General features: G+C 49.2%; 9 protein-coding genes. 5 read left to right on the top strand and 4 right to left on the bottom strand.

Features of this window, described 5'->3' with window-relative positions; genetic code table 11:
* Positions 1 to 348 precede the first annotated feature (348 nt).
* Both ACFVYJ_RS12715 and ACFVYJ_RS12710 read right to left on the bottom strand, forming a co-directional pair.
* Positions 349 to 1,050 carry a P-loop NTPase family protein gene (locus tag ACFVYJ_RS12715; RefSeq protein WP_419415346.1) on the bottom strand — a complete coding sequence of 234 codons (702 nt, stop codon included), beginning with the start codon at positions 1,048 to 1,050 and terminating at the stop codon, positions 349 to 351.
* Between the two features lie 287 nt (positions 1,051 to 1,337).
* Positions 1,338 to 2,240: a LysR family transcriptional regulator gene (locus ACFVYJ_RS12710; RefSeq protein WP_419415347.1), complete on the bottom strand. Its 903-nt coding sequence runs from the start codon at positions 2,238 to 2,240 to the stop codon at positions 1,338 to 1,340.
* 125 nt (positions 2,241 to 2,365) lie between these two features.
* Here ACFVYJ_RS12710 and ACFVYJ_RS12705 point away from each other — a divergent pair, with 125 nt between their 5' ends.
* The 3 genes from ACFVYJ_RS12705 to fabI all read left to right on the top strand — a co-directional run bounded on the left by ACFVYJ_RS12705 (position 2,366) and on the right by fabI (position 4,499).
* Positions 2,366 to 2,959 carry a pyridoxamine 5'-phosphate oxidase family protein gene (locus ACFVYJ_RS12705; protein ID WP_419415348.1) on the top strand — a complete coding sequence of 198 codons (594 nt, stop codon included), beginning with the start codon at positions 2,366 to 2,368 and terminating at the stop codon, positions 2,957 to 2,959.
* A 36-nt stretch (positions 2,960 to 2,995) separates the two neighbouring features.
* The gene (locus ACFVYJ_RS12700; protein ID WP_419415349.1) at positions 2,996 to 3,589 is read left to right on the top strand and encodes a glutathione S-transferase family protein; all 594 of its coding nucleotides are present in this window, start codon (positions 2,996 to 2,998) and stop codon (positions 3,587 to 3,589) included.
* Positions 3,590 to 3,728: 139 nt separating this feature from the next.
* Positions 3,729 to 4,499: an enoyl-ACP reductase FabI gene (fabI, locus tag ACFVYJ_RS12695; RefSeq protein WP_419415350.1), complete on the top strand. Its 771-nt coding sequence runs from the start codon at positions 3,729 to 3,731 to the stop codon at positions 4,497 to 4,499.
* Between the two features lie 2 nt (positions 4,500 to 4,501).
* Here fabI and pyrE read toward each other — a convergent pair whose 3' ends face one another.
* The gene (gene pyrE / locus ACFVYJ_RS12690) at positions 4,502 to 5,143 is read right to left on the bottom strand and encodes an orotate phosphoribosyltransferase (protein WP_419415351.1); all 642 of its coding nucleotides are present in this window, start codon (positions 5,141 to 5,143) and stop codon (positions 4,502 to 4,504) included.
* 265 nt (positions 5,144 to 5,408) lie between these two features.
* Between pyrE and ACFVYJ_RS12685 the strand changes: the two genes are divergently transcribed.
* Positions 5,409 to 6,185, top strand: a complete 777-nt coding sequence (locus ACFVYJ_RS12685; protein ID WP_419415352.1) for an exodeoxyribonuclease III — start codon at positions 5,409 to 5,411, stop codon at positions 6,183 to 6,185.
* 58 nt (positions 6,186 to 6,243) lie between these two features.
* Here the strand turns inward: ACFVYJ_RS12685 and rph are convergent, their stop codons facing one another.
* The gene (gene rph, locus ACFVYJ_RS12680) at positions 6,244 to 7,017 is read right to left on the bottom strand and encodes a ribonuclease PH (protein WP_419415353.1); all 774 of its coding nucleotides are present in this window, start codon (positions 7,015 to 7,017) and stop codon (positions 6,244 to 6,246) included.
* A 214-nt stretch (positions 7,018 to 7,231) separates the two neighbouring features.
* Here rph and ACFVYJ_RS12675 point away from each other — a divergent pair, with 214 nt between their 5' ends.
* Complete coding sequence (locus ACFVYJ_RS12675) at positions 7,232 to 8,095, top strand: YicC/YloC family endoribonuclease (protein WP_419415354.1); 864 nt, start codon at positions 7,232 to 7,234, stop codon at positions 8,093 to 8,095.
* The last annotated feature ends 676 nt before the right edge of the window (positions 8,096 to 8,771 follow it).

Below are 8,771 nucleotides of genomic sequence, written 5' to 3'. Positions count from 1 at the left end.
CGAGGGTGGAAGCGCCAAGGGCGTCGCGAAGCGATTGGAAGTGCTGCTTTCAACTTATTGTAGGTCATCGCCAAGCACTTAATTATAAAAGAAGGCTCATCCTCACGGATGGGCCTTTTTTTATGGCCTGTTGGACCCAGGCGCTCACATAGGGGTTCATGTACCCAAGCAATACATGAACAACGCCTGTTTTTATAGGTTCCAAGCTGTTCTGATAGGGCAGGGCAGTGTAGCCCGAGAAATCGCCATGCCTTTACTAGAGCATTCATGCCGGAAAAACATTAGTCACTAGCCAAATAAAAAAGCCCTGAACGGTATCGTCCAGGGCTTATTGTCAGTTCCTGCCGCTTATAGGTTGGCGTATACGTCATCGACAATAGCATAGGCCTTACGCAGCCAGACTTTTGTGCGCTGGCGCTCCATCAGGCTGAGGTGCTCTATATTATTGTCCCTCAGGTTTTCAGCACCCCAAAAGCTAAAATTCAGCTCGTCTATTTTGTGCATGGTTTCAGCATGCAGTGCAGGCAATGTGCCCTGTAGCAGCCTGTCGGCGATTGCCCCCGTAGCGCTGTTAACGACGGCATCGACGGCGCCAAAGCTATTGCCTCGGCCTTTGTTTTTGATTACGACGCAGCGCATGCGTGAGCCATATTTCTGCAGGAAATTTTCCAGCAGTTTGGCAGAGTCCATCCCGTCATCAACGATGTACCAATAGACAAAAGGCAGGTTCATTTCTTCACACATTTCCAGTACACCGTTTTCTTCTATCCATTTATCCAGAAAACGTTCACTTTGTGCCGGTAGGTCAACGACAACGTGGTGATCTGTTTCTACGGCAACCTCCATAATTGCATCGGTGCTCTCGAAATAATCAAGATTGATCGGCTGGCTGAACTCAGCATAAAAGCGGCTGAGTGTGGCGTGTGACTGATCTGCATCGAGGCCTACAAATGGTAGGTTCCGGTCGATAAAGTATTGTGACAACAGGCGAGACAGCACGGATTTGCCTACACCGCCTTTTTCGCCACCGACAAAATGAATAGTACTCATGCTGATGCTTCCTATAAAAATGATTTATAAAGTTGCCTTGTTGCCAGTCAATAAGTTTGCAAATTCAACAGCTTGTATAAGGTTATGTAAAGTGCGCACAGCTGTAGATGACTCAGATTGCATGGGCTTTGTTAAGGGTATATACGACTGGTCTCCAAGATAGTGTATTGCGGGTGAATTAAAATTGCAGTGTAAATTTATTGCATTGCAGCAAGAGTGGTGCAATTAGGTGACTTACAAGGCGAAGCTCTTTTGGTTTCCGAATTTAGATTGATACCCAGTCATAATTAAATTTTTGTTAGCCTGTGTTGTAGGCGTGGTAACAGCCAGTCAATCAGCGATCGGGTGCGCTTGGATAATAACCGAGAGTGTGGGTACAGCAGGTGTACCGGCATGGACTCTGGTTGATAGTCTTGTAACAGCAGCGTCAATTCCTGTTGTTTGAGGGCATCACTGACCTGATATAAGAGGAATTGCCCACAGCCGAGGCCTTTTTTGCAGGCATCCAGCGCGCTATCAACCTGGTTGGTGATGAGTCGCGGTCTTATTTGTGTGGTGATGGTTTTTTCGTTGTCTAAAAAATGCCACTCGGCAGTAGGGTTCAGCGCTGTCAGATGGATGCAGTCATGCTGTGAAAGGGTATTAGGTGTATTGGGTGTGCCGCATTGTTCCAAGTAGCGTGGGCTGGCGCATACCACCTGAGGCATCTCTCCTACATGGCGACCAATCAAGTTGCTGTTGGTGAGGTGGCCTATACGTAATGCTAAGTCTATACCTTCTTCCAGCAGGTCAACTGGACGATCCAGGAGCAGTAACTCAATCTGAGTTTTAGGGAACTGTTGCAGAAAATCATTTATGAGCGGTCCAATATGGATGCGCCCGAAGGTGGCAGGGGCAGTCAACGTGATTTTGCCCGCTGGTTCAAGCTGACGATCTGCCAACAGCGCCTCGGCTTCGGCAACCTCTGACAGTATATGGCGGCAGCGCACGATATATTCCCGACCTTCATCTGTTAACGCTATATGCCGGGTACTGCGGTTGAGCAGACGTACACTGAGTTCATTCTCTAATGCTGCGAGGGTGCGCACGACAGAGGTTAATGACGTATCAAGATGTTGGGCCGCTCGGGTCAGGCTGCCTGACTGGACGATCTGCACAAATACTTGCATCGCTTTAAGTTTATTAATCATGCATTTAGATTAGTGCGAAAAAAGCACTATATCTATCATCTTTTGTCTATTTAATCCGAATTATGTAATAGCCCATACTGTGTTCCAGCTACCAACCGCCAGATCATCCGTCAGAGAATTGGCCTATGCATTTCAGTGATATCAGTTTTACGCCCAGTGTGTTGCGGACTCAGCAGCAGCGGGGCAGTGATACACGGGTACAAAAGCGTATTAGTGGTGCACAGGCCAGTGACCATTTTACGGATAAAGAACGGTGCTTTATTACCGACCGGGACAGCTTTTACCTGGCAACAGTGAATGAAACGGGTTGGCCCTATGTGCAACATAGGGGAGGAAAGACCGGGTTTATACAGATTATAGGCCCCACCCGACTGGCATTTGCAGACTATCAGGGTAATGGTGAATACCTGACCCTGGGGAACCTTGCACAAGATCATCGGGTAGCCATGATCTTGGTTGATTACCCAAACCGTAGGCGGCTTAAAATATTTGGTCGGGCCCACGTCGTAGATATGGCGGAACTGTCAGATGCTGCGCGAGAACCGTTTGTAAATGAAGCAACTGATCGACTGATTTGTATCGATCTGGTTGCATTTGACTGGAACTGTTCGCAGTTTATCTGGCCGCGCTTTCGGGAGCAGGAGCTTGAAAAGCAATTGCAGCCTTTGCGGCAACGTATTCAGCAACTTGAAGCGCAACTGGATCTGCTTAATCGCTGAGTGGAGCAGTACATTACTTATAAAAAGGAGCACACAATGAAATTCTACGATCTGGAGCTTTCCGGCAACTGCTACAAGGTTCGCCTGTTTGCTGCCCTGTCAGGTATTCCGTTGGATATTATTCCGGTAGATTTTCTAGCCGGAGAGCACAAGCAGTCTGCTATGCTGGCACTGAATCCCTGGGGAGAGATTCCGATACTAGAAGATGGTGAGGTTGTTCTACGGGACTCTCAGGCAATTTTGGTTTATCTAGCCCGACGTTGTGCTAAAGAATCATGGCTACCGCTGGAGCCTGCCGCTATGGCAGAGGTGATGCAATGGATTTCGACCGCAGCGAATGAAGTTCAGCACGGCCCCAATGCCGCCCGTCTGGTTGATAAGTTTGGGTATCAGCTGGATAAGGCAACCACATTGCATACCTCAGAGCGGATACTTGGTCTGCTTGAGCAGCACCTGTGTGAACACCAATGGTTGGCGCTGGAACGCCCGACTCTTGCTGACTGTGCCGTAATGCCTTATGTCGCATTGGCGCCTGAAGGGGGTGTTTCCCTGGAGCCTTATGTTGCGGTAAGAGCATGGATTGAACGTATTAAGCAGTTGCCTGGGTTCGTTGCGATGCCTGGAGTCTAGCGAAAAGGCACACGAGTCCTCTTCCTTGTTGCTTTGCATATAAAATAATGCAATTGATTTATATGCTGTAATGCATTTGTTGTGCGCAATTGCGTAAAATAAAAGCACTGCGACTACATAAGGTAACGAGGAGCGGGCAATGCCAGCACAGTTAATGACCGGTAAAAAAATCCTGCTGGTCGGGATCGCGAACGATAAAAGCATCGCTTATGGCTGTGCAAAATTATTGCAGCAGCATGGCGCTCAGCTGGCAATTACTTACCTGAATGACAAAGCCGAGAAATATGTCCGCCCCTTGGCTGAAGAACTTGGGGCTGAGATTATCTTGCCGTTGGACGTGACGGTTCCGGAGCAGATGGATGCTGCTTTTACTAAAATACAGCAGCAGTGGGGTACTCTGGACGGCTTGGTGCATTCACTGGCGTTTTGCCCGCTGGAAGATTTGCATGCGCCCATCTCCGCTTGTAGTCGGGACGGCTTTCTGCAAGCGATGGATGTCTCCTGTTATTCATTTATTGATCTGGCTGCCCGCGCAAAGGGATTAATGCAAAACGGCGGTTCGATGATCAACTTTTCTTACCTTGGCAGTGCTTTAGCAACCGGCGATTACAACATTATGGGGTGTGCCAAAGCCGCGCTGGAGGCGGCTACCCGATATTTGGCCAGAGACTTGGGTGCGGATAGGATTAGGGTGAACTGTATATCACCCGGCACCATTCCCACTCGGGCTGCCGGGGGAATTAAGGACTTTGAAGCGATGCTGGAATATAACCAGCACCGCGCGGTTGATCAGCAGTTGCCTACGATTGAAGAGGTGGGTGGTGCTGCGCTGTACTTTCTCAGTGACCTGTCACGGGGTGTGACAGGCAGTATCCATTATGTTGATCATGGCGTGAATATTATCGGCTGATTTTAGATGCCGTACTGGTCGCGATATGCCCGAATAGCGGTAAGCTGCTCATTGGGTGCGCCAGTTTCTTCCAGGTACTGAATCAGGTCAGCCAGGGTGATAATGCTGACCACTGGCATCCTGTAGTCGCGCTCGACTTCTTGGATTGCGGACAGCTCCCCGTTGCCGCGTTCCTGGCGGTTAAGAGCAATGACAACTCCCGCCGGCTGCGCTCCCGCTTGGTTAATGATGGCCATCACTTCGCGAATTGCGGTGCCTGCGGTTATGACGTCATCAATGATCAGGGCTTTGCCTTTCAGTGGCGCGCCTACCAGTGTGCCGCCTTCACCATGATCTTTGGCTTCTTTCCGGTTAAAGACATAGGGCACGTCGCGTTGATGCTGGTCATACAAGGCAACTGCCGTGGTTGCGGCCAGAGGAATACCTTTATAGGCGGGGCCAAGTAGCACGTCAAAATCCAGTTTCGCATCGGTAATGGCTTGTGCATAAAACCGACCCAGTTTGGCTAGTGCGGCACCACTGTCGAATAATCCAGCATTAAAAAAGTAAGGGCTGGTACGACCTGATTTCAGCGTAAATTCGCCAAAGCGCAGCACATTCTGGGCGATGGCAAACTTGATAAATTCTCGCTGATAATCATGCATGGTGCTACTCCTGGCGGCTGAAATAGGGGAAAGCATTATTCTAACAGCCCAAAGGGGCAATCGGCATGACGGCCGTGGCAAAAAATTTCAATTTAGGGCGGTTCACTATACAATCTGCAATGAGGGGAACACATAACCCTTTATTTACAGTGGCTTTATCGGGACGCTCTGAGAGATTTTTGGATCGCGCGGTGCTCACAACCCGTGTGAAAAAAATGACCAGAAGGATCATACTCCTCAGACATTGGGACAGGATCAGAAATATATGCGAGTCATCACTTTCAATACAAAGGGTATTGAACAGGCAGCTGAGTATGGCTTATTCGACTGGCTGGAGCAGCAAAATGCAGATGTGATCTGTTTGCAGAACCTAAAGGCCAAAGAATATCAGTTGGATGATGAGCGGTACCATCTCGAAGGCTATCATGCTTATTTCTTTGATGCCTGGGAAGATGGTTATAGCGGCGTTGCCATCTATACCCGCCACCTGCCAAAAGCCATTATGACCGGCCTGGGCTTTGAGTTATGTGACCAACACGGGCGTTTTATTCAAGCTGACTTCGAGCATGTCAGTGTCTGCTCCATGAGTGTGCCGTCTGGTTTGAAAGGCGAAGATGCTCAAGCGGCGAAAGAAGCCTACATGGAAGGTTTACTGGGGCATTTTCGTAAAACCCTGCGAAAGCGACGTGAATTTATCTTTTGCGGCAGCCTGAATATTGCGCATAAAACGATGGATCTGAGTAATTGGTATGCCAATCAGACGGTTTCCGGCTTTTTGCCCCACGAGCGTGAGTGGCTGGATGAGATCTTTGAAGAATTAGGTTTTGTTGATGCTTTCCGTGAACTGAACAAGGCCGAACGGCAGTTTACCTGGTGGCCGGACTATAACCGGGCACGTACTCTTAATGAGGGCGCGCGGCTTGATTATCAGATCACCACAGCCAATTTGAAAAAGACGATCAAGAATGCACGTATTTACCGTGAAAAACCGTTCAGTGAGCACGCGCCGCTGATCATTGATTACGATGTCCCCATGCCGTAACCCGCAGCGGGAAACTAAAAAGGAGCCAGTTGGCTCCTTTTTTGATGGTTTGCGAAGGTCAGCCTTCAGACAGTGCTGCCTGTTGTAGGGCGATCAGCTCCTGAATGCCTTTCTGAGCCAGGCCAAGCATCGCTGTCAGTTCTTCCTGACTGTAAGGTTGGCCTTCCGCTGTGCCTTGGACTTCGACAAAGCCACCCTGCCCGGTCATTACCACATTCATATCAGTTTCAGCTTTGCAGTCTTCGGCATAATCCAGATCCAGCACCGGCTCTCCTTCGAAGATGCCAACGGAAACTGCCGCAATCGGGTACTTGATAGGATTGCCTTTCATCGCGCCATGTTTGTCTTGTTTCAGCACGTTGATCGCATCCTGCAGTGCAACAAACGCGCCGGTTATGGCTGCCGTACGTGTCCCCCCGTCAGCCTGGAGTACATCACAGTCGATCGTAATGGTGTTTTCACCGAGTTTGTTCAGATCCATGCCTGCACGCAGAGAACGGCCAATCAGGCGCTGAATCTCTACCGTGCGGCCGCCTTGCTTGCCACGCGCTGCTTCTCGGTCGTTACGGGTGGTGGTCGCGCGCGGTAGCATGCCATATTCAGCCGTTACCCAGCCCTGTCCAGACCCACGCAGGAAGCGGGGCACGCCCCGGTCCACGGTGGCAGTACAGAGTACCCGGGTATCGCCAAACTCTACCAGCACAGACCCTTCCGCATGTTTGGTGAAGTGTCGGGTAATTTTCACCGGTCTAAGTTGATCTGGTTGACGTTGGCTGGGTCTTAGTTTGGACAGGCCGAGGTTTTGCAACTGGTCAGAGATTGTCGAACTCATGCGGTTCCCTTCAGTTTGTTCGTTACCAAGAGGCTGGTAGCGAATCGCTTACTATTAATGGCGGCATTTTAAAGCAGAAACGTCCATATTGGCACCGTAGCATTGAGTAACACGCTGGATTAGATAATTATGGGTGACTGTTGATACACTAATAAACAGCCATTTGAGCCTGTTTATTGGGCTGTAACTGATTGAAAAACAAGAGAAGTGATGCATGACAAAAAGTATGACAGCCTTTGCCCGGCAGGAAGCTGAGCAATCCTGGGGGTCACTGAGCTGGGAAATTCGTTCGGTAAATCATCGTTACCTTGAGCCGCATCTGCGCTTGCCGGATAGCCTGAAAGAGATCGAACCCCTGATCAGAGAGCGCCTGCGCAAAAACCTGAGTCGGGGGAAAGTCGAGTGTACTTTGCGTTTCTTTCCCGAAGCGAGTCTGCAGCAATTGGTCATTCATGAGAGTTATGCACGTCAGGTGGTGTCGGCAGCGGAGCATGTACAGTCTCTACTGGAAACGCCACAGCCGTTGGATGCGCTGGAAATTTTGCGTTGGCCTGGGGTGCTGCAGGATGTGAAGCTGGATATGGATAAGGTCAAACAGGCTTCTCTGGAGTTGTTTGATAAGGCGTTAACTGATCTCAGCGCCGGGCGTCACCGTGAAGGGCAAGAGCTAGCGCTGTTGATTGAGCAACGCCTGGCTGCCATTAGCGATATCGTGGCGCAGGTCCGCAGCCAGATGCCGGAAATTCTGGCGACGCAACGCGATACCCTGAAGCAGCGCTTGGCCGAGCTTCAGGTTGATCTTGATGATGCTCGGCTGGAACAGGAAGTTGTGCTGATGGCGCAAAAAGCCGATGTTGATGAGGAGATGGACCGGTTAAATACCCATATTCAGGAAGTGCGTCGGGTGCTGCAGCAGAACGGCCCTATTGGCCGCCGTCTGGACTTTTTGATGCAGGAGCTTAATCGTGAGGCCAATACCCTGTCATCCAAGGCGATTGTCTCCAATACCACCCAGAGTGCAGTTGAATTAAAGGTATTGATTGAGCAGATGCGTGAGCAGATCCAGAATATTGAATGATGCTTATTGAAGGATGTTGTTTTTATTAACTGGATATAAACAAAAGCCTGCAGATAGTTATCTGTTTCATGTGTAGCTCCTCTTTTATTAGTAACACCTATGCTGCCAGCGAAGGTAGATCTGCGCCGCTGGCAGCAAGCAAGTCTGCAGTCATCACTCAGGTTTCAATGCCAGAAGAGGCTTTAGGTACAGCAGAGTCGGTGCTTTGTGTCATCAGAACGTTGGTTTTGCCTGCAGTTGAGTGGCTGCCCTGTCCATTCTCAGTTGCTGCATGAGGCTTGCTTGCTACTTTTATCAGAAACCATCGATTGTTAAAGGCAAAAACTCTGACTTATTGGCTGTCAGCAGGCTGAGGTTATCCCCATTATCAGATATGAGATTATTTTCTTTTATACCATAGTCGAAAAAAGTCGATAAAAATCAATATTATGATGATTTTTAGGCAAAAAACTCTAACCAAAAGTAGGGTTTCAAAAAATATGCTTTATTAGATTATATTGTGCTTAAGTAAGTTCTGGGGGTGCCGATTAAAACATTATGGCGAGTGTGGGATAAGCAAGCAGAGCTTGGCTGATGCCACATAAGATTTTATCTGACACGAGCACCTGCCCTGCCAGGTACATCCAATAAATCACATCGAAATAACTGCTGACCTTCTGTTTGGAAAAATGAGAAG

Origin of the sequence: Pontibacter sp. JAM-7, assembly GCF_048548695.2 — a bacterium.
Lineage (GTDB): Bacteria > Pseudomonadota > Gammaproteobacteria > Pseudomonadales > Balneatricaceae > Neptuniibacter.
The sequence above is the reverse complement of the archived record's forward strand: the minus strand, read 5'-3'. Positions and strand labels throughout refer to the sequence as shown.

Excerpts from the sequence above, each read along its gene's own strand:
- ACFVYJ_RS12705 (WP_419415348.1), top strand. The coding sequence starts at position 2,366 with ATGCATTTCAGTGATATCAGTTTTACGCCCAGTGTGTTGCGGACTCAG.
- fabI (WP_419415350.1), top strand. The coding sequence starts at position 3,729 with ATGCCAGCACAGTTAATGACCGGTAAAAAAATCCTGCTGGTCGGGATC.
- ACFVYJ_RS12700 (WP_419415349.1), top strand. The coding sequence starts at position 2,996 with ATGAAATTCTACGATCTGGAGCTTTCCGGCAACTGCTACAAGGTTCGC.
- ACFVYJ_RS12715 (WP_419415346.1), bottom strand. The coding sequence starts at position 1,050 with ATGAGTACTATTCATTTTGTCGGTGGCGAAAAAGGCGGTGTAGGCAAA.
- pyrE (WP_419415351.1), bottom strand. The coding sequence starts at position 5,143 with ATGCATGATTATCAGCGAGAATTTATCAAGTTTGCCATCGCCCAGAAT.
- ACFVYJ_RS12710 (WP_419415347.1), bottom strand. The coding sequence starts at position 2,240 with ATGATTAATAAACTTAAAGCGATGCAAGTATTTGTGCAGATCGTCCAG.
- ACFVYJ_RS12685 (WP_419415352.1), top strand. The coding sequence starts at position 5,409 with ATGCGAGTCATCACTTTCAATACAAAGGGTATTGAACAGGCAGCTGAG.
- ACFVYJ_RS12675 (WP_419415354.1), top strand. The coding sequence starts at position 7,232 with ATGACAAAAAGTATGACAGCCTTTGCCCGGCAGGAAGCTGAGCAATCC.
- rph (WP_419415353.1), bottom strand. The coding sequence starts at position 7,017 with ATGAGTTCGACAATCTCTGACCAGTTGCAAAACCTCGGCCTGTCCAAA.